The sequence below is a fragment of the Paraburkholderia sp. SECH2 genome (genome assembly GCF_030464795.1).
GTDB classification, from domain to species: Bacteria; Pseudomonadota; Gammaproteobacteria; order Burkholderiales; family Burkholderiaceae; genus Paraburkholderia; species Paraburkholderia aspalathi.
Map to the genome: position 1 here is coordinate 168,581 of NZ_JALPRH010000008.1, position 25,207 is coordinate 193,787.

At 62.2% G+C, this 25,207-nt stretch carries 21 protein-coding genes; 19 read left to right on the forward strand and 2 right to left on the reverse strand.

Going from position 1 to position 25,207, the window contains the following annotated elements:
- Positions 1-11: 11 nt before the first annotated feature.
- Both metH and M0D66_RS16515 read left to right on the forward strand, forming a co-directional pair.
- A complete protein-coding gene (metH, locus tag M0D66_RS16510; protein ID WP_266211062.1) occupies positions 12-2,777 on the forward strand; it encodes a methionine synthase in 2,766 nt (921 codons plus the stop codon).
- Between the two features lie 157 nt (positions 2,778-2,934).
- Complete coding sequence (locus M0D66_RS16515) at positions 2,935-3,144, forward strand: acid-shock protein (protein WP_093645696.1); 210 nt, start codon at positions 2,935-2,937, stop codon at positions 3,142-3,144.
- 130 nt (positions 3,145-3,274) lie between these two features.
- On the opposite strand, the gene M0D66_RS16520 is transcribed toward M0D66_RS16515, so the two are convergent.
- Positions 3,275-3,601 carry a DUF1840 domain-containing protein gene (locus tag M0D66_RS16520; RefSeq protein WP_093645699.1) on the reverse strand — a complete coding sequence of 109 codons (327 nt, stop codon included), beginning with the start codon at positions 3,599-3,601 and terminating at the stop codon, positions 3,275-3,277.
- Between the two features lie 342 nt (positions 3,602-3,943).
- Between M0D66_RS16520 and argS the strand changes: the two genes are divergently transcribed.
- The 6 genes from argS to M0D66_RS16550 all read left to right on the forward strand — a co-directional run bounded on the left by argS (position 3,944) and on the right by M0D66_RS16550 (position 10,895).
- Positions 3,944-5,734: an arginine--tRNA ligase gene (argS, locus tag M0D66_RS16525; RefSeq protein ID WP_211702855.1), complete on the forward strand. Its 1,791-nt coding sequence runs from the start codon at positions 3,944-3,946 to the stop codon at positions 5,732-5,734.
- 61 nt (positions 5,735-5,795) lie between these two features.
- A complete protein-coding gene (locus M0D66_RS16530) occupies positions 5,796-6,614 on the forward strand; it encodes an SPOR domain-containing protein (RefSeq protein WP_093645706.1) in 819 nt (272 codons plus the stop codon).
- 197 nt (positions 6,615-6,811) lie between these two features.
- Positions 6,812-7,450: a thiol:disulfide interchange protein DsbA/DsbL gene (locus M0D66_RS16535; protein ID WP_093645709.1), complete on the forward strand. Its 639-nt coding sequence runs from the start codon at positions 6,812-6,814 to the stop codon at positions 7,448-7,450.
- Between the two features lie 16 nt (positions 7,451-7,466).
- On the forward strand, positions 7,467-8,240 hold the full coding sequence (locus M0D66_RS16540) for an SDR family oxidoreductase (protein ID WP_266211027.1): 774 nt from the start codon (positions 7,467-7,469) through the stop codon (positions 8,238-8,240).
- Between the two features lie 3 nt (positions 8,241-8,243).
- Complete coding sequence (locus tag M0D66_RS16545; RefSeq protein WP_266211028.1) at positions 8,244-9,062, forward strand: cobalamin-binding protein; 819 nt, start codon at positions 8,244-8,246, stop codon at positions 9,060-9,062.
- Between the two features lie 246 nt (positions 9,063-9,308).
- Positions 9,309-10,895, forward strand: coding sequence for an ABC transporter substrate-binding protein (locus tag M0D66_RS16550; RefSeq protein WP_093645716.1), 1,587 nt, complete (start codon positions 9,309-9,311; stop codon positions 10,893-10,895).
- Between the two features lie 84 nt (positions 10,896-10,979).
- Here M0D66_RS16550 and M0D66_RS16555 read toward each other — a convergent pair whose 3' ends face one another.
- Positions 10,980-12,050, reverse strand: a complete 1,071-nt coding sequence (locus M0D66_RS16555) for an MBL fold metallo-hydrolase (RefSeq protein ID WP_266211029.1) — start codon at positions 12,048-12,050, stop codon at positions 10,980-10,982.
- A gap of 188 nt (positions 12,051-12,238) precedes the next feature.
- Between M0D66_RS16555 and M0D66_RS16560 the strand changes: the two genes are divergently transcribed.
- From M0D66_RS16560 to bioD, 11 genes are all read left to right on the forward strand, one after another.
- Positions 12,239-12,643 (forward strand): MerR family DNA-binding transcriptional regulator, encoded by a 405-nt coding sequence (locus M0D66_RS16560; protein WP_054035656.1) that lies wholly within the window; start codon positions 12,239-12,241, stop codon positions 12,641-12,643.
- A gap of 86 nt (positions 12,644-12,729) precedes the next feature.
- Entirely contained in the window at positions 12,730-14,559 is a 1,830-nt protein-coding gene (gene aceK, locus M0D66_RS16565; RefSeq protein WP_266211030.1) for a bifunctional isocitrate dehydrogenase kinase/phosphatase, read from the forward strand.
- 94 nt (positions 14,560-14,653) lie between these two features.
- Positions 14,654-15,430 carry a carbonate dehydratase gene (gene can, locus M0D66_RS16570; RefSeq protein ID WP_093645740.1) on the forward strand — a complete coding sequence of 259 codons (777 nt, stop codon included), beginning with the start codon at positions 14,654-14,656 and terminating at the stop codon, positions 15,428-15,430.
- A gap of 7 nt (positions 15,431-15,437) precedes the next feature.
- A complete protein-coding gene (locus M0D66_RS16575) occupies positions 15,438-16,646 on the forward strand; it encodes an acetyl-CoA C-acetyltransferase (RefSeq protein ID WP_266211031.1) in 1,209 nt (402 codons plus the stop codon).
- A 39-nt stretch (positions 16,647-16,685) separates the two neighbouring features.
- Positions 16,686-17,363, forward strand: coding sequence for an SDR family oxidoreductase (locus tag M0D66_RS16580; protein WP_093645726.1), 678 nt, complete (start codon positions 16,686-16,688; stop codon positions 17,361-17,363).
- Between the two features lie 48 nt (positions 17,364-17,411).
- Complete coding sequence (locus M0D66_RS16585; protein ID WP_266211032.1) at positions 17,412-18,542, forward strand: acyl-CoA dehydrogenase family protein; 1,131 nt, start codon at positions 17,412-17,414, stop codon at positions 18,540-18,542.
- A 7-nt stretch (positions 18,543-18,549) separates the two neighbouring features.
- Positions 18,550-18,999, forward strand: a complete 450-nt coding sequence (locus M0D66_RS16590; protein ID WP_093645731.1) for a YchJ family protein — start codon at positions 18,550-18,552, stop codon at positions 18,997-18,999.
- Positions 19,000-19,586: 587 nt separating this feature from the next.
- Positions 19,587-20,870, forward strand: coding sequence for a dienelactone hydrolase family protein (locus tag M0D66_RS16595; RefSeq protein ID WP_093645734.1), 1,284 nt, complete (start codon positions 19,587-19,589; stop codon positions 20,868-20,870).
- A gap of 1,042 nt (positions 20,871-21,912) precedes the next feature.
- Positions 21,913-23,262 (forward strand): adenosylmethionine--8-amino-7-oxononanoate transaminase, encoded by a 1,350-nt coding sequence (gene bioA / locus M0D66_RS16600; RefSeq protein WP_266211033.1) that lies wholly within the window; start codon positions 21,913-21,915, stop codon positions 23,260-23,262.
- Positions 23,262-24,446, forward strand: a complete 1,185-nt coding sequence (gene bioF, locus M0D66_RS16605; RefSeq protein ID WP_266211034.1) for an 8-amino-7-oxononanoate synthase — start codon at positions 23,262-23,264, stop codon at positions 24,444-24,446. Before bioA ends, bioF begins: the two co-directional genes overlap by 1 nt.
- Entirely contained in the window at positions 24,443-25,174 is a 732-nt protein-coding gene (gene bioD / locus M0D66_RS16610; protein WP_093644748.1) for a dethiobiotin synthase, read from the forward strand. Before bioF ends, bioD begins: the two co-directional genes overlap by 4 nt.
- The last annotated feature ends 33 nt before the right edge of the window (positions 25,175-25,207 follow it).

Here is a 25,207-nt window from a genome sequence, read left to right on the forward strand (position 1 = left end):
GCACGTCCGCTATCGAACCCGACGCAAGTAATCGCACGCAACCGAACCGCACCTACGCCATGACCGATCACACCATGCGCCTTTCCGGCCTCGAGCCGTTCAACGTCACGACCGGGACGCTCTTCATCAACGTCGGTGAACGCACCAACGTGACCGGCTCGAAGGCGTTCGCGCGAATGATCCTGAACGACCAGTTCGACGACGCAATCGCAGTCGCGCGGCAGCAGGTCGAAAACGGCGCGCAGATCATCGACGTCAACATGGACGAGGCGATGCTCGATTCGAAAGCGGCGATGGTCCGCTTCATGAATCTGATCGCCTCGGAACCGGACATCGCGCGCGTGCCGATCATGATCGACTCGTCGAAGTGGGACGTGATCGAAGCCGGTCTGAAATGTGTGCAAGGCAAGGCAATCGTCAATTCGATCTCGCTAAAGGAAGGCGAAGAAGCGTTCCGTCACCACGCGAACCTGATTCGCCGTTACGGCGCGGCTGCGGTCGTGATGGCGTTCGACGAGCAAGGCCAGGCCGATACGTTCGAACGCAAGACGCAGATCTGCAAACGCTCCTACGACTTCCTCGTGAACGAAGTCGGCTTCCCGCCGGAAGACATCATCTTCGATCCGAACATCTTCGCGATTGCGACCGGCATCGAAGAGCACAACAACTACGCCGTCGACTTCATCAACGCCACGCGCTGGATCAAGGAAAACCTGCCCTACGCAAAGATCAGCGGCGGCGTGTCGAACGTGTCGTTCTCGTTCCGCGGCAACGATCCGGTGCGCGAAGCGATCCACACCGTGTTCCTCTATCACGCGATTCAGGCGGGGATGGACATGGGCATCGTCAACGCGGGTCAGCTCGGCGTGTATGCCGACCTCGACCCGGAGTTGCGCGAGCGGGTTGAAGACGTCGTGCTGAACCGCCGTGAAGACGGCACCGATCGTTTGCTGGAAATCGCCGACAAGTTCAAGACCGGCGCCGCGAAGAAGGAAGAGAACCTCGAGTGGCGCAATCAGCCCGTCGAGAAGCGTCTGTCGCATGCGCTGGTACACGGCATCACCAACTTCATCGTCGAAGATACCGAGGAAGTGCGCGCGAAAATCGCCGCAGCCGGCGGTCGTCCGATCAATGTGATCGAAGGCCCGCTGATGGATGGCATGAACATCGTCGGCGACCTGTTCGGTCAGGGCAAGATGTTCCTGCCGCAGGTCGTGAAGTCGGCGCGCGTGATGAAGCAGGCGGTCGCGCATCTGATCCCGTACATCGAAGAAGAAAAGAAGCTGATGGCCGAAGCCGGCGCCGATGTGCGCGCGAAGGGCAAGATCGTCATCGCTACGGTGAAGGGCGACGTGCACGACATCGGCAAGAACATCGTCTCGGTGGTGCTTCAGTGCAATAACTTCGAAGTGGTCAACATGGGCGTGATGGTGTCGTGCAACGACATTCTCGCCAAGGCGAAGGTTGAAGGCGCGGACATCATCGGCTTGTCCGGACTGATTACGCCTAGCCTCGAAGAGATGGCCTACGTCGCCTCGGAAATGCAACGCGACGACTACTTCCGCATCAAGAAGATTCCGCTGTTGATCGGCGGCGCAACTACCTCGCGCGTGCACACCGCGGTCAAGATCGCGCCGCACTATGAGGGACCGGTGGTGTATGTGCCGGACGCTTCCCGCTCAGTCTCCGTGGCGTCGAGCCTGCTGTCCGATGAAGGCGCAGCGAAATACGTCGACGACCTCAAAGCCGACTACGACCGCATCCGTGACCAGCACGCCAACAAGAAAGCGCTGCCCATGGTCACGCTCGCCGAAGCCCGCGCGAACAAGACCAAGGTCGATTGGGCCGGCTACAAGCCGGTCAAGCCGAAGTTCATCGGCCGCCGCGTGTTCAAGAACTACGATCTGAACGAGCTGGCGAACTACATCGACTGGGGTCCGTTCTTCCAGACCTGGGACCTGGCCGGCCCGTATCCGGCGATCCTGAACGACGAGATCGTCGGCGAATCGGCCCGCCGCGTGTTCTCGGACGGCAAGTCGATGCTCGCGCGCCTGATTCAGGGCCGCTGGCTGCAGGCCAACGGCGTGATCGCGCTGCTGCCGGCCAACACGGTGAACGACGACGACATCGAAATCTACACGGACGAATCGCGCTCGGAAGTCGCGCTCACGTGGCGTAACCTGCGCCAGCAAAGCGTGCGGCCAGTGGTGGACGGCGTGATGCGCCCGAACCGGTCGCTGGCCGACTTTATCGCGCCGAAGGACTCGGGCGTGGCCGACTATATCGGCATGTTCGCGGTCACGGCGGGTCTGGGTGTGGACGTGAAGGAAAAGCAGTTCGAAAAGGATCACGACGACTACAGCGCGATCATGCTCAAAGCGCTCGCCGACCGCTTCGCCGAAGCCTTCGCTGAAGGACTGCATGCCCGCGTGCGGCGCGACCTGTGGGGCTACGCGAACGCCGAAACCCTTTCCAACGAAGACCTGATCGCCGAAAAGTACCACGGCATCCGCCCGGCGCCGGGCTACCCGGCCTGTCCGGACCACCTCGTGAAACGCGACATGTTCGACGTGCTGCAAGCCACTGAAATCGGCATGAGCGTGACCGAATCGCTGGCCATGCTGCCGGCGGCCAGCGTCTCCGGCTTCTATCTGGCGCACCCGGACAGCACCTATTTCTCGGTTGGCAAGATCGGCCAGGACCAGCTGGAAGACTACGCAAAACGCATGTCGTTGTCGAAAACAGACGCTGAGCGGGCGCTCGCGCCTTTGCTGTAAGCCTTGCGGGGCGGGCGACCTACTATATCGGGCACGCTAGGCTGAATATTTGCGGCAGTGTAATTTTCGGCTTTGTAGACTGAAACGGCATCAACCCGCCAGACGCGGCCAAAACGCGTCGGCTTATCAAATTGCAATCGTCAACGGAGAAAATCGTATGAAGAAGCTGACGCTGTTATTGACTGCTGTTTCGCTCGCCGCAGGCGCCTCGGTGGCGCTGGCCCAGCCCGCCGCTCCGGCCGGCTCCAGCGCGGTCAGTTCGTATTCGCCGCCCACCGTGAAGCACGTCAAGAAGCCCAAGAAGCAAAAAGCCAAGAAGGGTGCGTCGGCACCGGCGGCTGCCCCGGCGGACGCCGCCAGCCAGTAAGCCGTTTCGGCAGGCGGGCCGCAAGACCCGTGAAAAACAAAGAGCCCGCAGATGCGGGCTCTTTTCATTGACACGTCACGACCAGCGCCGCGAGCGCGGCGAACTCCACCGCCAGCGGACCGCCGCGGGATCAGATACCCCAGACGATATCCGCGTTTTCCTTCTGCGCGGCGCGCAGCATGTCGAGGAACGGATACGCACGCTGGGCGAGTCCCGGCGGGATCTCATGATGCTCGTGGCCGTCTTCGCCTTCGTGAAAATGGCCGTCGTGCTCGGCACGTTCCTGTTTGTCGACGCTGATCGCCGATTCGAGTTTCGTGATCGCGACGCTCAGTTCGTCGTGGGTGATGACACCACGCTCACCCAGACGCTTGCCGACAATGCCGACCAGGTACTGAGCGAGATTTTCCAGCATCATCACGTCCGGCGCGGCGCGACATTTGAAAGTAATCAGCATGACTGTTCCCTTTTTCGTTATGTTGGATTGACGCGCGAACGGCTGTAAGCCGACCGTCGGCGCGCGTTACGTTGACACGCCGATCAGGCACGGCGGCCACGGCCCTTGGTGGGCATCTCATTGAACATATTAGCACCTGCTAAAATCCGTCTGGACGGAAAAGCGCGCCGCACACCGCGCCAGACGCGTTGCACGCCACGTGCCCGATGACGCCCCGACGTGCCCGGCGCATCCCGGCCGGTGCAGCGCCGCTTTCCACGCTTCTGACGAATCGGCTGCGCCTCGCGCGCGGCCGCCGCTTCTTCCGCATCACCGGATTGCCTCACTGGACTCGCAACAAGCATGCTGCCTGCACATAAACATACCCTCGAAACCCTGCTCGCCGACACGGTGAAGCAGGTTGCTGACGCAACCCAGGGCGCGAGCGAAGCCGCCTTCGTGTCGCCCACGATCACGCTGGAGCGTCCCAAGGTCGCCGCGCACGGCGACGTCGCCTGCAATGTGGCGATGCAACTCGCCAAGCCGCTGCGCGCCAACCCGCGCCAGCTGGCGCAACAGATTGTCGACGCGCTGCTCGCGCAACCGCAAGCCAAGGGTCTCGTGGAAGCCGCCGAAGTGGCTGGCCCCGGCTTCATCAACCTGCGCCTCGCGGCCGCCGCCAAGCAGGCCGTGATCGCCGCGGTGTTCGCTGAAAAGGACGCCTTCGGCCGTTCGCAGCGCGAAGCCGGCAAGCATGTGCTGATCGAATTCGTCTCGGCCAACCCGACCGGCCCGCTGCACGTCGGCCACGGCCGCCAGGCCGCACTCGGCGACGCGCTCTCGAACGTGCTGGCCTCGCAAGGCTGGGACGTGCACCGCGAGTTCTACTACAACGACGCCGGCGTGCAGATCCAGACGCTCGCCCTGTCGACCCAGGCGCGCGCCCGCGGCCTCGCCCCGGGCGATGAAGGCTGGCCCGCCTCGGCGTACAACGGCGAGTACATCGCCGACATCGCCAAAGACTATCTGAACGGCGTCACGGTTGCCGCGAGCGACGGCGAACCCGTCACGGGCGCGGCCGACGTCGAAGACCTCGAAGCGATCCGCCGCTTCGCGGTCGCCTACCTGCGCCGCGAGCAGGACATGGACTTGCAGGCCTTCGGCGTGAAGTTCGACGAGTACTATCTGGAGTCATCGCTGTACAAGGAAGGCCGGGTCGAGAAGACCGTCGCGGCGCTGATCGCCGCCGGCAAAACCTACGAACAGGAAGGCGCGCTGTGGCTGCGCACCACCGACGACGGCGACGACAAAGACCGCGTGATGCGCAAGACCGACGGCACCTACACGTACTTCGTGCCGGACGTCGCCTACCACGTCGCCAAGTGGGAACGCGGCTTCACCAAGGTCATCAACATTCAGGGCTCGGACCACCACGGGACGATCGCGCGGGTGCGCGCCGGCCTGCAAGGTCTCGGCATCGGCATTCCGAAGGGCTATCCCGACTACATCCTGCACAAGATGGTCACGGTGATGCGCAACGGTGAAGAGGTGAAGATCTCGAAGCGCGCGGGCAGCTATGTGACCGTGCGTGATCTGATCGAATGGTCGGGCGGCGCGACGCCGGGTTCGGAAGCCGCCGTCGACCTGATCGACGAAGAGACGATTCGCCGCGGCCGCGACGCCGTGCGCTTCTTCCTGATCTCGCGCAAGGCCGATACGGAATTCGTGTTCGACATCGACCTGGCGTTGAAACAGAACGACGAAAATCCGGTGCACTACGTGCAGTATGCGCACGCGCGGATCTGCTCGGTCATCGCGGAATGCAAGGCGCGCTACAACACGGACGAAAGCACGCTGGCCGCAGTGGACGTGTCGCCGCTCACCAGCGAACGCGCCATGGCCTTGCTGAACAAGCTCGCCGAATTCCCGGACATGCTGGAGCATGCCGCCGGCGAGCTCGCGCCGCACGCGGTCGCGTTCTATCTGCGCGACCTCGCCGGGGAATTCCACTCGTTCTACAATGACAGAGCCGAACGCGTGCTGGTCGACGACGCTGCCGAGCGCAATGCACGCGTCGCGCTGCTTGCGGCCACACGTCAGGTGCTGGCCAACGGTCTCGCGACGATCGGCGTCTCCGCTCCCGTCAAGATGTAAGTCCTCCGGCGCAACATGCATGCGGCCGTCGTTATAATCGACGGCCGTTCCAGGATTCTTTTTGCAGGTGATTCATACGATGGCAAAACCACGCCGCACAACAAAGCAATCGCAATCGAAACAAACCGGGGGGACTTTTCTCGGCATCGTGCTAGGCCTGATCGTCGGTCTCGCGATCGCGGTAGTGGTGGCGCTGTATATCACCCGTGCGCCTACGCCGTTCGTCTCGAAGGTCGCGCCGCCCGCGGCGCCCGATACCGGCGCGAGCCAGGCGCAGCAATACGACCCGAACCGTCCGCTGCAAGGCAAGACGCCGGGCCAGCCGGTGCCGCAAGCCGCGCAACCGGCGCCGCCGAACACCGCGCCGGGGCAGACCAATGCGCAGACGCAGTCGGGCATGCTGGAAGAGCCGCAGATCGTTGAAGTGCCGCCGTCGAATGGCAATGCGAACGGCACGGCAGTCGCACCGAAACCCGCGCAGGATAACGGCAACGGCACGGCCACCGGTACGGTGAAAAAGCCGCAAGGTGCAAGCGCACCGGCCGCCACCGCGGCAGGCTCCGCGCCGAAGGGTACGTCGTCCGCCACGGCTGCCAACGCCAAGCCGGGTTCAGGCGCGGCGCCGACAGCGGGCGACGCGAACACCGGTTACTTCCTGCAAGTAGGCGCCTACAAGACCTCGGCCGACGCCGAGCAGCAGCGCGCGCGGCTCGCCTTCCAGGGCTTTGAATCGAAGGTCACGCAGCGCGATGCAGGCGGCGTGACGTACTACCGTGTGCGGATCGGCCCGTTCTCGAAGTTCGAGGACATGAATTCGAGCCGTCAGCGTCTGTCCGACGCGGGCGTGGATACAGCCGTGATCCGCTTTACGAAGCAATAAGCCAACAATAAACAAACCGTGATTTACCGGAACGCGCCGCCGCCGAACTATCGGCGTGCGGCGCGAGTCACAAGCTCAACCGGCAAACACAACCGACAAGCACAACGGACGACTAGAGCGTCTAACGCCGACATTAAAAACGGTGACGGGCATTTGCGTGGCGCCACCGTTTTACCGCCTACTTGGGTTATCACAACATGAAAAAACTGCTGAGCATTCTGTTCCTCTCGCTGGGCCTGGTTGCCGCCACGGCGCATGCATCGCCGGCCGCACCGGTTTCCGGCAAGGACTACACCGTGCTGTCCACGCCGCAACCTACGGACGTGCCGGCCGGCAAGATCGAAGTGACCGAATTCTTCTGGTACGGCTGCCCGCACTGCAATGAATTCAACCCGTACCTCGAAGCATGGGTGAAAAAGCAAGGTCCGGACGTGGTGTTCAAGCGCGTGCCGGTTGCCTTCCGCGACGACTTCATTCCGCACTCGAAGATGTACCACGCGCTTGACGCACTCGGCCTCGCCACGCAACTCACGCCGAAGGTCTTCAATGAAATCCACGTCAACAAGAACTACCTGCTGACGCCGGAAGACCAAGCCAAGTTCCTCGCGAAGAACGGCGTCGATCCGAAGAAGTACATGGACGCGTACAACTCGTTCTCGACGCAAAGCGCGCTGCAAAAAGACAAGAAGTTGATGGACGACTACAAGATCGACGGCGTGCCGACGCTGGCCGTGCAAGGCAAGTATGAAACCGGCCCGGCTGCGACCAACAGCCTGCCGGGCACGATCCAGGTGCTCGACTATCTGGTGCAGCAGGTCCGCGCCAAGAAGATGTGATGTCGAAGGCGCCGGAATGAGCTCCCCCCTGAAGGTCTTCATTACCGGCGCCTCGAGTGGCATCGGCCTCGCGCTCGCCGCCGAATATGCGCGGCGCGGCGCGATTCTCGGCCTGGTCGCCCGCCGCGGCGACGCTCTCACCGCTTTCCAGCAGTCCCATCCGCAGAATTCCATCTCTACCTATTCCGTCGACGTCCGTGACGCCGAGGCGCTCGCCGAAGCGGCCGAGCAATTCATCGCGCAGCACGGCTTGCCGGACGTCGTGATCGCCAATGCCGGCATCAGTCGCGGTGCGCTCACCGGGCACGGCGATCTGCGCACGTTCCGCGAAGTGATGGATATCAACTATTTCGGCATGGTCGCCACCTTCGAGCCGTTCGCCGCCGCGATGGTCGCGGCGAAGAAAGGCACGCTGGTCGGGATCGCCAGCGTGGCCAGCGTACGTGGCTTGCCGGGGTCGGGCGCGTACAGCGCGTCTAAGTCGGCGGCGCTCAAGTATCTGGAAGCGTTGCGCGTCGAGATGCGGCCGCTTGGCGTCGGCGTGGTCACGATCGCCCCCGGCTATATTCGCACGCCGATGACCGAGCACAATCCCTACACCATGCCGTTCCTGATGGACGCCGACCGCTTCGCGGTGAAGGTCGCCGGGGCGGTCGAGCGTCAAACCGCGTTTGCCGTGTTTCCATGGCAGATGCGCATCGTGGCCATGCTGCTGCACGTGCTGCCGCGCTGGCTCTACGACCGGGCCTTCGAACGCGCGCCGCGCAAACCGCGCGCCGCCACCGAGTAAGTCATGCAGCCTCGTGCGGTCGATGCAGCCGGCGTCGCGCACGAAATTGGGGGCGCAGGTGCCCGCATCGTCTCGCTGGTGCCAAGCATCACCGAGTTGCTGTTCGCTCTGGGGCTCGACAGGCAGATTGTCGGACGCACCGGTTTTTGCGTGCATCCCCACGACAAGGTCCGGCAGGTGCGCAAGGTCGGCGGCACCAAGGCTGTGAATGTCGATGCGATCCGTGCTTTGCGCCCCACCCATCTGATCGTCAATATCGACGAAAACGAGCGCGATACCGTCGAGCAATTGCGTGCGTTCGTGCCGCATATCGTCGTGACCCATCCACAGACGCCGCAGGACAATCTCTCGCTGTACGCGTTGCTGGGCGTGATCTTCGACCGCGAGCAGGAAGCTCAGCGCCTGAGCGAGGCGCTCGAAATACGTCTGCACGAGGCCGCGGCGCAGGTGTTTCCCAAGCAAAACGTGTTGTATCTGATCTGGCGCGAGCCATGGATGACGGTAGCGCGCGATACCTATATCGCCTCGATGCTGAGGCTCGTGAACTGGCAGACGCTACCCGACGTGGAAGGCGGCGCGACCGGTGCTGCTCGTTATCCCGTGCTCGACTTCGACCGCGCGCCGTGGCTTGCCGGCGTCGATCGCATACTGCTCTCCAGCGAGCCCTATCGCTTCACACAAGCGCATGGCGACACGCTGAAGCGTGACCCGCGTCTGGCCGGCAAGCGCATCGAGTTGATCGATGGGGAGTTGGTGTCGTGGTACGGCGTGCGCGCGATCGAAGGCATCGGTTACCTGATGCAGCGCGCGGCGGCATCATGAGCGGCGTCATGAGCAGCAACACCCTCAGCCCATATGGATATGCGGATTAAATTGTTGTCGCCGCAACCACCCTTCGATAAGCTTTCGCGAAGGCGAGGACGTGCATGTAGCGCAGCAGCCAAAGCATGCGCCAGCGCCGGAAACGTATCACAATAAAGACGACGGCCAGACCGGTCGCCACCCGTCAACGGAACATAACCACACAACCAGACGCACTGCCTGACTGCGCTTGTTATGGGAGATCCTATGCGCTTCAAACTGCTCGCAGCCGCCGTACTGTTCACGGCGCCCGCGCTCGTGCTCGCCAAACCGCTGACCGTCTGTACCGAGTCGAGCCCCGACGGCTTCGATGTCGTGCAGTTCAATTCGCTCGTGACGACCAATGCGTCGGCCGACGTGATCTTCAACTCACTGGTCTCGTACGACGAGGCCGCGAAGAAAGTCGTGCCCGCGCTGGCCGACAAATGGGACGTGAGCGCCGACGGCCTCACCTACACGTTCCATCTGCGCCCGAACGTGCAGTTCCAGACCACCGACTACTTCAAGCCCACCCGCGCGCTGAACGCCGACGACGTCGTCTTCACGTTCGACCGCATGCTCAACGACAGCAATCCGTGGCACAAGGTGGCGGGCGCGAGCGGCTTCCCGCACGCGCAGTCGATGGGCTTGCCGAAGCTCATCAAGTCGATCAGCAAGGTCGACGACAACACCGTCAAGTTCGAACTGAACGCACCGGACGCCACCTTCGTGTCGATCCTGACGATGGGTTTCGCCTCGATCTATTCGGCTGAATACGCCGACCAGTTGCTCAAGGCGGGCAAACAGGTCGACCTGAATGCGAAGCCGATCGGCACCGGTCCGTTCGAATTGAAGAGCTACACCAAAGACGCGGTGATCCGCTACGACGTGAACCCGACGTACTGGGGCACGAAACCGAAGATTGACCGCCTGATCTACGCGATCACGCCGGACGCCACGGTGCGCGCGCAAAAGGTGAAGGCCGGCGAATGCCAGATCGCGCTGTCGCCGAAGCCACAGGATCTCGCCGAAGCAAAGGGCGACAAATCGCTCGCCATCGTGCAGACACCGGCTTTCATGACCGCCTTCGTCGCGCTGAACACGCAGAAGAAGCCGCTCGACAACCAGAAGGTGCGCGCTGCCCTGAACATGGCGTTCGACCGCACCACCTACCTGAAGGCGATCTTCGACAACACCGCGACGCCGGCCGTCAATCCGTATCCGCCGAACACGTGGAGCTACGACAAAGCCGTGAAAGCGTGGCCGTACGATCCGGTGAAGGCAAAGAAGCTGCTCGCGGACGCGGGCTATCCGAACGGCTTCGAAACGACGATCTGGGTGCGTCCGAACGGCAGCGTGCTGAACCCGAACCCGAAGGCCGGCGCCGAACTGCTGCAAGCCGACTTCGCGAAGATCGGCGTGAAGGCGGAAGTGAAGGTGATCGAATGGGGCGAGCTGATCAAGCAGGCCAAACAAGGCCAGCATGACACGTTGTTCATGGGCTGGGCTGGCGACAACGGCGATCCGGACAACTACCTGTCGCCGCTCTTCAGCTGCAATGCGGTGAAGTCTGGGATCAATTTCGCGCGCTTCTGCGATCAGGATCTGGACAAGCTGATTGCCGACGGCAAGACCACGCCTGATCAGGCCAAACGCGCGAAGGCGTATGAGCAGGCGCAGCAGATCATCCACGATCAGGCGCTGTGGATTCCGCTGGGTTACCCGACCGCAGCGGCCATCACGCGTACGAACGTGAGCGGCTATCACGTGAGTCCGTTCGGACGGCAGAACTTTGCGACGGTGGCGGTGCAGTAAGACTCTGTCTCGCCGATTAAAAAAAAGCCCGGTTGCTTTTCGCAACCGGGCTTTTTTTATCGACGTATCGATCTGTCGACGCGATCACGCCGAGAACCGGATCACCCCATCCGCATCCTGCGTGCGCTTCAACTCGCCGGCCAGCCACAGCAGATGCAAATGCGCTAACGCCTCGCCCATCGCGAATGTCATCTGATGGATGTCGAGCTGGCGCTTGAACATCAACGGCACGATATCCGCAGCGCTCTGCGGCTTCTCCGCACAGGCCTCGCGCACTTCAGCCAGACGCGCGTCATGATGCTCACGCAATTGCTTGATCCGCGTACGCACGCCGCGAAACGGCTTGCCATGCGACGGCAGCACGAGCGTGTCTTCAGGCATCGTCTCGTAGCGACCGAGCGATTCCAGATACAGCGCGAGCGGCGTGCTTTCGGGCTCCATGTCGAACACCGAGACGTTGGTCGAAATACGCGGCAGCACCATGTCGCCGGAGATCAGCGTGCCCGTCTCTTCGCAATGCAACGCGCAGTGTTCCGGCGAATGGCCGAAGCCCGTCACCACGCGCCACGTCTTGCCGCCGATCTTCACGCCATCGGCTTCGCGCAGGCGGCGGTACTGCCCAGGAATCGCCGGCACGAGGCTCGAGTAGTAGCTCGTGCGATTGCGCAGCTTCTCGAGCGACGCCTCGTCGTTCAGGCCGTGACGTGCGAAGTGGCGCGCCGCGCCCTCGCCGCCCGCATTCGAGCCGTCGCCGGCCGCCATCACGCGGGCCTGCATGTATTCGCCAAGCGTCATCCACAAGCGCACGTCCCAGCGTTTCTTGTCGCCGCCGCTGCAGATCCAGTGCGCAAGGCCGATGTGATCCGGGTGGCAATGCGTGACGATCACGCGCAGCACCGGCAGGCCGTCGAGCGCCGAGTCGAACACTTTCTCCCAGTTCTCCTTGATCGTGTCCGACGTAATACCGCAGTCGACTACCGTCCAACCTTGCTGGCCGTCGATCTCATCGCGTAGCAGCCACAAATTGATGTGGTCAAGTGCAAACGGCAGCGGCATGCGCAGCCAGAAGACGCCGGACGCGACTTCCATCGCCTGGCCCGCTTCGGGCAAGGTGTCCTTGAACGGGTAGTCGAGTTGATGTTCGAGTGCATTCATTGTGCTTGTCTTCCTCCGTCGGCCATCCGGCATGGCGAGGTATGCGATGCCGGACGGCGTGGTTGCGGCCCGGCCGGGACATGCCGGTGCCGTATTGCGCCGTAGTTGCGTTTCGATCAAGTTGACGATAACGTAAACGTCGATTCTATCGTTCAATCCGATTTTCTGCCCGGCTACGGGATGCCCCGATGAACACGCAATACACGATCACCGAGCTCGCGCGGGAATTCGACGTCACGCCGCGGGCGATCCGCTTCTACGAAGACCAGGGTTTACTCTCGCCCAGCCGTGAGGGATCGAGCGGCTTGCGGCGCGTCTATTCGGGCCGCGATCGAACCCGCCTGAAGCTCACGCTGCGTGGCAAGCGGCTCGGCTTCACGCTGTCGGAAATCCGCGATCTGCTCGACGTCTACGAGTCGCCGACCGACACCGTGCCGCAATTGCAGGCCTTCCTTGCTACAGTGGCGCGCCATCGCGACGTGCTCGAACGTCAACTGGAAGATCTGAACGCCACGCTCGAAGACCTCGCGCAGTACGAAACCCAGGCGCGCGCGTTGCTGGAAGGCGGTTCACGCGAGACCAGGTCCGCCTGAGCGGAGAACGGCGCGACGCGCCGCGGGTGCACCCGGACGATACAATCACGGGTGTCTTCACGACATGGGATGAATGCACGGCCGACATGAATCACTTTCCCAAACTGCTGTCGTCACAGATCGGCTTTGACGTCGCCCAGACGATGCTCGAAGGATTCGATCGGCACTACCGCATCTTCCGTGACGCCGCGATCCGCGCCAAAACGCTCTTCGAAGCTGCCGACTGGCATGGGCTGCAAACGCTGGCGCGCGAGCGCATCACCTCGTATGACGATCGTGTCGAGGAATGCGTCGAACTGCTCGAAGACGAATACGACGCCGAGAATATCGACGACGAAGTGTGGCAGCAGATCAAGCTCCACTACATCGGCCTCCTGACCACGCACCGCCAGCCCGAGTGCGCGGAGACGTTCTTCAATTCGGTGTGCTGCAAGATCCTGCACCGTTCGTACTTCAACAACGACTTTATTTTCGTGCGCCCGGCGATCTCGACCGAATACATCGAGAACGACGAACCGGCGGCGAAGCCGACCTATCGTGCGTATTACCCCGGCAAGGACGGTCTTGCCGCGACGCTCGAGCGCATCGTCACGAACTTCCAGCTGGAGCCTCCGTTTGAGGATCTGACGCGCGACGTCGAATGCGTGATGCAAGCGATCCACGATGCGTTCGGCGTGTTCGACGAAGCGCCCAACTTCCAGATTCACGTGCTTTCGTCGCTGTTTTTTCGGAACAAGTCGGCGTATATCGTTGGACGGATCATCAACGGCGATCTGTTGCTGCCATTCGCAGTGCCGCTGCGCCATGTGAAGCCCGGCGTGCTCGCGCTCGATACGGTGCTGCTCAAACGCGACCAGTTGCTGATCATCTTCAGCTTCTCGCATTCGTACTTCCTGGTGGACATGGAAGTGCCGTCCGCCTATGTCGAGTTTCTCGGCACGATCATGCAGGGCAAACCGAAGGCGGAAATCTATACCTCGGTGGGTTTGCAGAAGCAGGGCAAGAATCTCTTCTATCGCGATCTGCTGCACCATCTGAAGCATTCCAGCGATCCGTTCATCATCGCGCCCGGCATCAAGGGGCTCGTGATGCTGGTGTTCACGCTGCCGTCGTTTCCGTACGTATTCAAGCTGATCAAGGACCACTTTCCGCCGCCGAAGGAAACCACGCGCGAGCAGATCAAGCGAAAGTATCAGCTCGTCAAGCGTCATGACCGTTTGGGCCGCATGGCCGACACGCTCGAATATTCGAGCGTCGCGCTGCCCATTTCGCGGCTCGACGAAGCGCTGCTGCGCGAACTCGAAAAGGAAGTGCCGTCCTTGATCGAATACGATGGCGACAACCTGGTGATTCGTCATATGTATATCGAACGCCGCATGGTGCCGCTCAATCTGTTCCTGCAAAACGGCAGCGACGACGATGTCGAGCACGGCATCAAGGAATACGGCAACGCGATCAAGGAATTGATGCAGGCGAACATCTTCCCTGGCGACATGCTGTACAAGAACTTCGGCGTGACGCGTCACGGCCGCGTCGTGTTCTACGACTACGATGAAATCGAATACCTGACGGAATGCAACGTGCGCGCAGTGCCGGCGCCACGTTACGAGGAAGACGAAATGTCGGGCGAGCCGTGGTATTCGGTCGGCCCGCACGACATTTTCCCGGAGACATACGGCACCTTTCTGCTCGGCGATCCACGCGTGCGCCGGTCCTTCATGCAGCATCACGCGGACTTCTTCGATCCAGCGCTGTGGCAACGGCACAAGGATCATCTCTTGAAAGGCGAACTGCCCGACTTTTTCCCGTACGACAGCAGCGTGCGCTTCTGCATCCGCTATCCGGAACGATTCGCCGATACGGCGTCCGGACCCGCGGAGAATCAGGCAGATGAACGCACCGTGCGCGTGGCGTGAGCGCTATGCGCTGCCCGCATCGTTGAATGCATCGTCCGAACCTTATGCAACGACATCGACCGGTCAATCGGTCGAGCAACCGCCAAGACTCAACATGAACACGAACGCTTCTCCCGCTGCCAATCCGCTTGCCCATCTGTTCGATAACAACGACGCGTGGGTGGCCCGCAAGCTCTCCGAAGATCCGGAGTACTTCTCGCGTCTCGCGCACCAGCAGACACCCGAATATCTGTGGATCGGCTGCTCCGATTCGCGCGTGCCGGCCAACCAGATCATCGGCCTGCCGCCAGGTGAAGTGTTCGTGCACAGAAATATCGCCAACGTGGTGGTGCATACGGATCTGAACTGCCTGTCGGTGATCCAGTTCGCCGTCGATCTGCTGAAGGTCAAGCACATCATGGTGGTGGGTCACTATGGCTGCTCGGGCGTCGGCGCGGCGCTGCACGGCCGGCGTGTGGGTCTCGCGGATAACTGGCTGCATCACGTGCAGGACGTGCGCACCAAGCATGCTGCGCTGATCGAAGAATGGCCGCTCGGCGAGGCGCGCCATCGGCGGCTCGTCGAACTGAATGCGATCGAACAGGTCATGAACGTATGCCGGACCACCATCATCAATGACGCGTGGGCACGTGGCCAGGAACTCACGGTGCACGGCTGGGTGTATGGCGTGCATGACGGCAAGGTGCGCGACCTCGGCATGACAATCAACGACCCCACGGCGCTCGATGCAACCTATAAGCGCTGCATCGCGGCCGTATCGGCCGGCGGTGCGTACCAGGAAGACAACGATGCGGCGGCCGCCGAAGCGGCCCAGCTCGGCGACGTGCCGGCCATCGTCGAAGGTGTGATCAAACAACTTAAGCACGAATGAAACCCACATGAGTGAGACAAACATGAGCGAGACAAAGTCTGATCCGATCGTAATCGTAGGTGTGGCCCGTACGCCGATGGCGGCATTTCAGGGCGATTTCGCAACGCTAACCGCGCCGCAGTTGGGTTCGGTTGCAATCGAAGCCGCCGTGCTGCGCGCAGGCTTGAAGCCTGAGCAGATCGATGAAGTGGTAATGGGTTGCGTGCTGCCCGCCGGCCTCGGCCAGGCGCCGGCGCGCCAGGCTGCGCTCGGCGCCGGCTTGCCTTTGAGCACCGGCAGCACCACCGTCAACAAGATGTGCGGCTCCGGCATGCGCGCGGCGATGTTCGCGCACGACATGCTGGCCGCGGGCTCGGCCGACGTGATCGTCGCGGGCGGCATGGAGAGCATGACGAACGCGCCGTATCTGTTGCCGAAAGCGCGTAACGGCATGCGCATGGGTCACGGCCAGGTGATCGACCACATGTTCTACGACGGTCTCGAAGATGCCTACGAAAAAGGCCGTCTGATGGGCACCTTCGCCGAGGAATGCGCGGCCTCGTTCGACTTCACACGCGAAGCGCAGGATGCATTCGCCGTCGAGTCACTGAATCGTGCAAAGCGTGCGAATGAAGACGGTTCGTTCACGTGGGAAATCGCGCCGGTGAAGGTGGAAAGCCGCAAGGGCGACGTGACCATCGATCACGACGAGCAGCCGTTCAAGGCGAACCTCGACAAGATTCCGACGCTCAAGCCCGCGTTCAGCAAAACCGGCACGGTGACGGCAGCGAATTCATCATCGATTTCCGACGGTGCCGCGGCGCTCGTGATGATGCGTGAATCGACCGCGAAGCGTCTCGGCGTCGAGCCGCTTGCTCGCGTGGTCGGCCACTCCACCTTCGCTCAGGAACCCGCGAAGTTCACCACCGCACCGGTCGGTGCGATTCGCAAGCTGTTCGAGAAGAACGGCTGGCGCGCCGACGAAGTGGATCTGTACGAAGTCAACGAGGCGTTCGCGGTGGTCACCATGGCCGCAATGAAGGAACATCACCTGCCGCACGATAAGGTCAACGTGAACGGCGGCGCCTGCGCACTCGGCCATCCGATCGGCGCATCGGGCGCGCGGATTCTCGTCACGCTGATCGGCGCGTTGAAAAATCGCGGTCTGAAGCGCGGTGTCGCGACGCTGTGCATCGGCGGCGGCGAAGCGACCGCGATGGGCATTGAACTGGTTTGACGCGCTGTTACCGGGTGTTTGCAAGCTTGAGGTGATTCGATGAAGACAGTGTTGATCGTCGGTGCATCGCGCGGCATCGGCCAGGAGTTCGTGCGGCAATACATAAAGAGCGGCTGGCGCGTGCTCGCCACCGCGCGCGATGGCGCCGCTCTCGACGCGCTGAAGGCGCTCGGCGCGGAGACGTTTTCACTCGACGTCACCGCACCCGAAGAAATCGCCGCGCTCGGCTGGAAGCTCGACGGCGAGCGGCTCGACGCAGCGGTGCTGGTGTCCGGCGTGTACGGCCCGCGCACCGAGGACATCGAGACGATTACGGCGGAAGACTTCGACCAGGTGATGCATACCAACGTGCGCGGTCCGATGCAGTTGATGCCGATCCTGCTGCCCCTCGTCGAAGAAGCAGGCGGTGTGTTCGCGGTGATCTCGAGCAAGATGGGTAGCATCGGCGACGCAAGCGGCACGACCGGCTGGCTGTATCGGGCGAGTAAGGCTGCGCTGAATGACGCGCTGAAGATCGCGTCACTGGACGCCACGCGCGCAACCTGTATTTCGCTGCATCCTGGCTGGGTGCGCACCGATATGGGTGGCGCGCAAGCGGCGATCGATCCGGTGCGCAGCGTCACCGGCATGCGTGAAGTGCTTGCGCAGGCCGCGGCCGCACATGAAGCATTCAACGGCCGCTTCTACCAATACGACGGCACGGCGCTCGACTGGTGAAGAAGCGAGTGAAGAGACAAGTGGGGAGACTAATGAGGAGACCGAGCCATGGTGCTTGATCAGGATCATCAGATGGTCCGCGACGCGGTGCGCACGTTCGTGCGCGAAGCCGTTACGCCGTACGCGGCGCAATGGGACCGCGAGCGCACCTTTCCGAAGGACGTGCATCGCCAGCTCGCCGAGCTCGGCGCGTATGGCGTGCTGGTGCCCGAAGCCTACGGCGGCGCCGGCATGGACGCGCTGGCGCTCGCGCTGATCCTCGAAGAAATCGCTGCGGGCGACGGCGGCACTTCGACCGCGATCTCGGTCAACAACTGCCCGGTGTGCAGCATTCTGCTGACCTATGGCAACGACGCGCAGAAACGCGACTGGCTCACGCCGCTCGCGCGCGGCGAGATGCTCGGCGCGTTTTGCCTGACCGAACCGCAAGCGGGCTCGGACGCCTCCGCGCTGCGCACCACCGCGACACGCGATGGCGACAGCTACGTGTTGAACGGCGTCAAACAGTTCATCACGAGCGGCAAGAACGGCAACGTCGCGATCGTGATGGCCGTGACCGACAAGGCGGCGGGTAAGCGCGGCATCAGCGCGTTCATCGTGCCCACCGATACGAAGGGGTACATCGTCGCGCGCGTTGAAGAAAAGCTCGGTCAGCATTCGTCGGACACCGCGCAGATTATTTTCGAAGATTGCCGCGTGCCGGCCGCGAACCTGATCGGCGCGGAGGGCGAAGGTTATCGGATTGCGCTATCAGGGCTCGAAGGCGGGCGCATCGGTATCGCCGCGCAAAGCGTCGGCATGGCGCGCGCCGCGTTCGAAGCGGCGTTGGGCTATGCGAAGGAGCGCGAGAGCTTCGGCCAGCCGTTGTTCTCGCATCAGGCCGTGCAATTCCGCCTCGCCGATATGGCGACCCAGCTCGAAGCCGCGCGCCAGTTGATCTGGCACGCGGCTTCGTTGAAAGCCGCCGGGCAACCTTGTCTGACGGAAGCCGCAATGGCCAAGCTGTTTGCATCCGAAGCCGCTGAGCGGATCTGCTCGGCCGCCTTGCAGATTCATGGCGGCTACGGCTATCTGAGCGACTTTCCTGTAGAACGCATCTACCGCGATGTACGCGTGTGCCAGATCTACGAAGGCACCAGTGACATCCAGAAAATTTTGATCGCACGCGGCCTTGCCTGAAAGTCTGATGAATAAGCCATTGTTGTCAACGCAACGACCGTCCGACTGCCCCTGCGGCGGCGCCGCGCCCGATCAGCGCAGCGGCGCCAAACCGCCGCGCTTTGCGCAATGCTGTGGCCGCTATATCGATGGCGGTGAAACAGCGCCACGCGCGCTCGAACTGATGCGCTCGCGTTACAGCGCGTATGTTGTGGGCGCAACGGATTATTTGCGCGCGACCTGGGCACCGCACACCTGCCCCACGGATCTCGACGCCGACCCTGCCGCCCCCGACGCGCCACGTTGGCTCGGACTGCAGATCAAAGCCTTCGCTGAAACCAGCGCCGATCATGCGACAGTCGAATTCGTCGCACGATATAAGGTGGGTGGCCGCGCCCACCGGCTGCACGAACTGAGCCGCTTCATACGCGGTGAGGACGGACGCTGGCGCTATGTCGACGGCGACGTAAACGAATAAGCTGCACCTTCGAAAGCCTTACACGGCTTGGCGGTGCGCAATAAAACCGTCATCACATATGGCCCTCAAACGAGGGCCTTTTTTTCGTGTTGGCTCGACACCACAGCGCGCATATTTCGACAAATTACTTCGGGCAGCCAAGCGCTGCGAGGCAGGCGGTTTCGGCCTTCCGCCGGGGCGAACACGCCCTGATCTGCACCCGGCAATTATTGCGTCGCGGGTTCTCCTTTATTGCACAAAACAAAATTGTCGTGCCAGGATGAGGCCGTAGGTTTGTGACGTCACGTTGCGAGAACAGGTCCATACCGATTCCGCAAAATGCGCAGGCAGCTGCCGATAGCCCACCAGCAAGGGTTCGGCGGCGGTTCCGGGCAGCATGTGTGGCGCTCATCATCGGCGCGTGGGGTCGCGTCGGCCGTTTGGGTTCATCCCGTGCGATCTCGATCAGCGTGCGTGCGCTTGCCGCACTACGTACGCGAGTGTGTTTTTGTTTGTCGAAAACGCCGATGAAAGGCAATTGTCATCGACGATATTCGACAGACAAAACGTCACGGTGTTAAGGGCAGGTTTTTGAGGCAGGTGCGTCAATGGTGTTCAGCAAGGTTCTGACGAAGTGCGCGGTGACTTGTGCAGCAGCGATGTGCGCCATCGCACTCGCGCATGCCGAGCCGCTCGCCGACACCCAGGCGGGGCCTCTCACTCGCGCGCACGTGCCGCGCATCGCACTCGACGACGACGTCTATCTGCCCACCGCGGGTCTCAACGAACAGATCATCCGCGTGCCGGTTAACGCTGCCGGCACCGTCACACTCGAAACCACGATCTACAAACCGGACGGCGCAGGCCCGTTTCCGATGATCGTTTTCAACCACGGCAAGATTCCCGGCGACCCACGCACGCAGGAACGCAGCGACCCGCGGCCGTTCGCGCGCGAATTCGTGCGCCGCGGCTACGTAGTGGTGGCGCCGAACCGTCAGGGCTTCGGCCATTCGGACGGCACGTATCAGCAGGACGGTTGCGACGTCGAACGCAACGGCATCGGCCAGGCCGGCGACGTGGCCGCGACGATCGATTTCATGTCAAAGCAGCCGTACGTGGATGCCACGCACATCGTCGTGGCCGGCACCTCGCACGGCGGTCTCGCGACGATTGCTTACGGCCCCGAGGCTGCATCGGGCGTGCGTGCCTTGATCAATTTCTCGGGTGGCTTGCGGCAGGACGCGTGCACCGACTGGCAGGGCAATCTGACGCATGCATTTGGCGCCTATGGCGAGAAGACAAAGGTGCCGTCGCTGTGGTTGTACGGCGATAACGATTCGGTGTGGACCGCGCCGCTGGTGGCCGGCATGTATGCCGCGTATGCCGCGCACGGTGCGAGCGCGAAGATGGTGGATTTCGGCAATTACAAGAATGACGCGCATCGGCTCGTGGGCGATCGCGATGGCGTGCAGATCTGGTGGCCTGCTGTCGAGGCGTTTCTTGCGCGCGTTGGGATGCCTACGGGCGTGCAGTATCGGGTCGATGATCCTTCGGCGCCGAAGGCGAGCGGTTTTGCTGCTGTCGATGCGGTCGACTCTGTTCCGTTTGTTGATGAAGCCGGGCGTAACGGTTATCGCAACTTCTTGCATCAGTATCCTAGCCGGGCTTTTGCTGTGTCGGATTCGGGGGCCTGGTCGTGGGCGGAAGGTGGTGATAATCCGATGTCTGTTGCTATTGCTAATTGCCAGAAGCAGAGTTCGGCGCCTTGCCGGTTGTATGCCGTTGACAACTCCGTTGTATGGGGGAAGGGGTCTTCGCAGACGGCGGATTCTGGTTCTTCGTCGGCAGCTGGGGCTGCTAATGATCGGCGCGCTATTGCTAGCCGGAATTGAAGGTTTTGATTTGCCTTCGCGGCGTTTGTTTGCTTGCCTGCGTGGCGCTTTTTGTCCGTGTTCTTAGGGCGTTGGCCTTTCCTTGATCTGGCTTTGGTGCCTTTCCTTGAATTGTTAGTGGTCTATTAGCGTTGCCCCTGTGCGGGGCGGCACTTACTTTCTTTGCCGCCGCAAAGAAAGTAAGCAAAGAAAGCGGCTAGAAGCCCCTGCTAAGCGGGTCCCGCAGCTCGCTCAGGGTAGTGGTGCATCTGGAATCTGTGTTCGTGCCCCTGCATACGCTTGTGACAAGGGCGTCATACTTCCGGCGGCGCTCCGCGCGCCGAAGAGTACTTCACAAAACCTCCCTCTACGTTTCAACTCCCCCGTTTCGCTCAGCTCCCACGCATCGCAACCGAAGCCCCTGGTTTCCCATGCAAACCCGTCCGCGACGCACGCAGTGCGGAGTGGGAGCTGATGACTCCTTTGTCACTAACGCGGAACGTGGGAGAGCACGGATTCCAGTCGCACCACTACCCGCAGCAGACCACGGTGCCCACTTAGCAGGGGCTTCTAGCCGCTTTCTTTGCTTATCTTTCTTTGCGGCGGCAAAGAAAGTAAGTGCCGCCCCGCACAGGGGCAACGCTAATAGACCACTAACAATTCAAGGAAAGGCACCAAAGCCAGATCAAGGAAAGGCCAAAGCCCCAAGAACACGGACAACAAGCGCCAAGCAGACCAAAACCCTCGCCAAAAATCCGCCGAGCAGGCACCAAACCCCAAATCCCCGCCCATAAGGCGCAACTACTTTGACGTCGTCAACTCCCCCCATCAGCGGCCTTCAAACCAAAACAGAAACCACCTGCCGCGAACAGCACCCAACCCCATCGCCGAAGGCAAAAACCACCCCTCACCCCCTAGTGCACAGCGAGAAATAAACCGCTAATCTCGACCCCGCAAGCCTCCCCAAAGGCCGCGCGCAGCGCAAGAAACAACCCGCGCCGCGACTGAAATGGCCCTAAAAAAGCCAGCCGTGCAACGGCAAAAAAGCACCTCGGAGTACCTTTTGGAAAAGTCAGCATCCCCTGAAGACTGGATCACCCGCAGCCTGCGTGCCGTCTGGCACCCCTGCACCCAGATGAAACATCACGAACGTCTGCCGCTCATCCCGGTCGCGCGTGGTCAAGGCGCGTGGCTCTACGACCGCGCGAACAACCGTTATCTGGACGCGATCAGCTCCTGGTGGGTCAACCTGTTCGGCCACGCCAACCCGCGCATCAACGCGGCATTGAAAGATCAGCTCGATACCCTCGAACACGCAATGCTCGCCGGCTGCACGCACGAGCCAGCCATCGAACTAGCGGAGCGCCTCGGCGCGCTCACCAACAACACGCTCGGTCACGCGTTCTTCGCGTCCGATGGCGCATCGGCCGTTGAAATCGCGCTGAAGATGAGCTTCCACTCGTGGCGCAATCGCGGCTTCGCGGACAAGCAGGAATTCGTCTGCATCGCCAACAGCTATCACGGCGAAACCATCGGCGCGCTCGGTGTCACCGATGTCGCGCTCTTCAAAGACGCCTACGACCCGCTCATCCGCAACGCGCATGTCGTCGCCTCGCCCGATGCGCGCCTCGCACAAGCAGGCGAAACCACCGCCGACGTCGCGCGCCGCGCGCTCGATCAGGTTCGCTCGTTGTTCGAAGCACGCGCGACGAAAATCTCGGCGCTGATCGTCGAGCCGCTCGTGCAATGCGCGGCCGGCATGGCAATGCACGACGCGTCGTATATCGCCGGCTTGCGCGCGCTGTGCGATCAGTACGGCGTGCATCTGATCGCCGATGAAATCGCTGTGGGTTGCGGTCGCACCGGTACGTTCTTCGCGTGCGAACAGGCCGGCATCTGGCCGGACTTCCTGTGTCTGTCGAAAGGGATCAGCGGCGGCTATCTGCCGCTCTCGATCGTGTTGTCGCGCGATGAGATCTTCGACGCCTTCTATCACGACGATACCGCGCGCGGTTTTCTGCACTCGCATTCGTACACGGGCAATCCGCTCGCCTGCCGCGCGGCGCTCGCCACGCTCGATCTGTTCGCGAGCGACAACGTGCTCGCCGCAAACGTACAGAAATCCGCCAGGCTGAAGGCCGCGCTCGCGCCGCTCGCCGAACATAAGCACGTGCGCAATCTGCGTCAGTGCGGCACGATCTTCGCGTTCGATGCCGTGATCGACGATGCTCAGCAAGCCAAAACATTCTCGCGCCGTTTCTTCGAAAACGCGTTGCGGCGCGAACTGCTGCTGCGCCCTATTTCGACCACGGTGTATCTGATGCCCCCCTACATCCTCGACGACGAAGAAATCGCGCTGCTCGCCTCGCGCACACGCGAAACTTTTGAAGCCACGCTCGCGGAGACCCGCTAATGCATCTGCTCGACACACTCACCGAAGGTCTCAAGGAAATCGATGCGCGTGGTCTGCGCCGCCATCGTCGTACCGCTGACACGCCGTGCGCCGCGCACATGACAGTCGACGGCCGCGCGATCATCGGCTTCGCCAGCAACGACTATCTTGGCCTCGCCGCGCATCCGAAACTGATCGCCGCAATCGCTGAAGGCGCGGAACGTTATGGCGCCGGCAGCGGCGGTTCCCATCTGCTCGGTGGCCACTCGCGCGCGCACGCGCAACTCGAAGACGATCTGGCCGAATTCGTCGGCGGCTTCGTCGACAATGCGCGCGCGCTCTACTTCAGCACCGGCTACATGGCGAATCTCGCGACGCTCACTGCGCTCGCTGGCCGCGGCACGACGCTCTTCTCCGACGCGTTGAATCACGCGTCGCTGATCGACGGCGCGCGTTTGTCCCGCGCTGACGTGCAGATCTATCCGCACTGCGATACGGAAGCGCTAAGCGCGATGCTCGATGCCTCGGACGCCGAAGTCAAAGTAATCGTCTCCGATACGGTCTTCAGCATGGACGGCGACATCGCGCCCCTGGCACGTCTGCTTGAACTTGCAGAGCAGCACGGCGCATGGCTGATCGTCGACGACGCGCACGGTTTCGGCGTGCTCGGTCCGCAAGGCCGTGGCGCGATTGCAGAATCCGCGTTGCGCTCGCCGAATCTGATTTCGATCGGCACGCTCGGCAAGGCCGCGGGGGTGTCGGGTGCATTCGTCGTCGCTCACGAGACCGTCATCGAATGGCTCGTGCAGCGCGCGCGTCCGTACATCTTCACGACTGCGTCGGTGCCTGCTGCGGCACATGCGGTGTCGGCGAGCCTGCGCATCATCGGTGGCGAAGAAGGCGATGCGCGCCGTGCGCATCTCAAGAAACTGATCGAACGCGCGCGCGCGATGCTCAAAGCGACGCCGTGGCTGCCGGTCGATTCGCACACTGCCGTGCAGCCGCTGATCATCGGCGCGAACGATGCCACGCTCGACATCGCGGCCACGCTCGATCGTGCCGGTCTCTGGGTGCCGGCGATCCGTCCGCCGACCGTGCCCGCGGGTACATCGCGGCTGCGCATTTCGCTTTCCGCCGCGCATTCGCAAGCGGATCTGGATCGGCTCGAAGCAGGCTTGCAACAACTCGGAGCGAAGGCGGCATGAGTAGCTCGAGTCAAAGCGCCCTGTCTCTATTCGTCACCGGTACAGATACGGAAATCGGCAAGACCTTCGTCTCCGCAGCGCTGCTGCGCGGTTTCGTTCGCGAAGGCCTGCAAGCCGCCGCGATGAAGCCGATCGCCGCGGGCGCGTTCGAAGTGAACGGCGTGCTGCATAACGAAGACGCCGATCAACTCGACGCCGCGTCGAGCGTCCTGCTGCCCCCGGAGATTCGCACGCCGTATCTGCTGAAGGAACCGGCCGCGCCACACATCGCCGCCGCACTGGAAAACGTCACGTTCGATATCGATCACATCGTCGATTGCCATGCGCAGGCTTTGAAGCAAGCCGAGATCGTCGTGGTGGAAGGCGTGGGCGGTTTTCGCGTGCCGCTGACTGCAACGCAAGATACCGCCGACCTCGCCGTCGCGCTGAAGCTGCCGGTCGTGCTGGTGGTCGGCATGCGCCTCGGCTGCATCAGCCATGCACTGCTCACCGCCGAAGCGATCGCCGCACGTGGCTTGACGCTCGCCGGCTGGGTGGCGAACCGTGTCGATCCGGACATGACCTTCCCAGACGAAAACATCGCTTCGATTCGCGAGCATCTTGCGCGTGAATACGACGCCCCCTTGCTCGGCATCGTGCCGCATTTGAGCCCGGCTTCGCCCGAGCTTGCGGCGGATCAACTCGACATCAACCGACTCCTGCAGACGCTGCGCCACGCGCAGCGCTGAAAACCCATTACATCCATCCATGAGGATTGACGA

Excerpts from the sequence above, each read along its gene's own strand:
- M0D66_RS16515 (WP_093645696.1), top strand. The coding sequence starts at position 2,935 with ATGAAGAAGCTGACGCTGTTATTGACTGCTGTTTCGCTCGCCGCAGGC.
- M0D66_RS16520 (WP_093645699.1), bottom strand. The coding sequence starts at position 3,601 with ATGCTGATTACTTTCAAATGTCGCGCCGCGCCGGACGTGATGATGCTG.
- argS (WP_211702855.1), top strand. The coding sequence starts at position 3,944 with ATGCTGCCTGCACATAAACATACCCTCGAAACCCTGCTCGCCGACACG.
- M0D66_RS16535 (WP_093645709.1), top strand. The coding sequence starts at position 6,812 with ATGAAAAAACTGCTGAGCATTCTGTTCCTCTCGCTGGGCCTGGTTGCC.
- M0D66_RS16540 (WP_266211027.1), top strand. The coding sequence starts at position 7,467 with ATGAGCTCCCCCCTGAAGGTCTTCATTACCGGCGCCTCGAGTGGCATC.
- M0D66_RS16545 (WP_266211028.1), top strand. The coding sequence starts at position 8,244 with ATGCAGCCTCGTGCGGTCGATGCAGCCGGCGTCGCGCACGAAATTGGG.
- M0D66_RS16550 (WP_093645716.1), top strand. The coding sequence starts at position 9,309 with ATGCGCTTCAAACTGCTCGCAGCCGCCGTACTGTTCACGGCGCCCGCG.
- M0D66_RS16555 (WP_266211029.1), bottom strand. The coding sequence starts at position 12,050 with ATGAATGCACTCGAACATCAACTCGACTACCCGTTCAAGGACACCTTG.
- M0D66_RS16560 (WP_054035656.1), top strand. The coding sequence starts at position 12,239 with ATGAACACGCAATACACGATCACCGAGCTCGCGCGGGAATTCGACGTC.
- aceK (WP_266211030.1), top strand. The coding sequence starts at position 12,730 with ATGAATCACTTTCCCAAACTGCTGTCGTCACAGATCGGCTTTGACGTC.
- can (WP_093645740.1), top strand. The coding sequence starts at position 14,654 with ATGAACACGAACGCTTCTCCCGCTGCCAATCCGCTTGCCCATCTGTTC.
- M0D66_RS16575 (WP_266211031.1), top strand. The coding sequence starts at position 15,438 with ATGAGTGAGACAAACATGAGCGAGACAAAGTCTGATCCGATCGTAATC.
- M0D66_RS16580 (WP_093645726.1), top strand. The coding sequence starts at position 16,686 with ATGAAGACAGTGTTGATCGTCGGTGCATCGCGCGGCATCGGCCAGGAG.
- M0D66_RS16585 (WP_266211032.1), top strand. The coding sequence starts at position 17,412 with ATGGTGCTTGATCAGGATCATCAGATGGTCCGCGACGCGGTGCGCACG.
- M0D66_RS16590 (WP_093645731.1), top strand. The coding sequence starts at position 18,550 with ATGAATAAGCCATTGTTGTCAACGCAACGACCGTCCGACTGCCCCTGC.
- M0D66_RS16595 (WP_093645734.1), top strand. The coding sequence starts at position 19,587 with ATGGTGTTCAGCAAGGTTCTGACGAAGTGCGCGGTGACTTGTGCAGCA.
- bioF (WP_266211034.1), top strand. The coding sequence starts at position 23,262 with ATGCATCTGCTCGACACACTCACCGAAGGTCTCAAGGAAATCGATGCG.
- bioD (WP_093644748.1), top strand. The coding sequence starts at position 24,443 with ATGAGTAGCTCGAGTCAAAGCGCCCTGTCTCTATTCGTCACCGGTACA.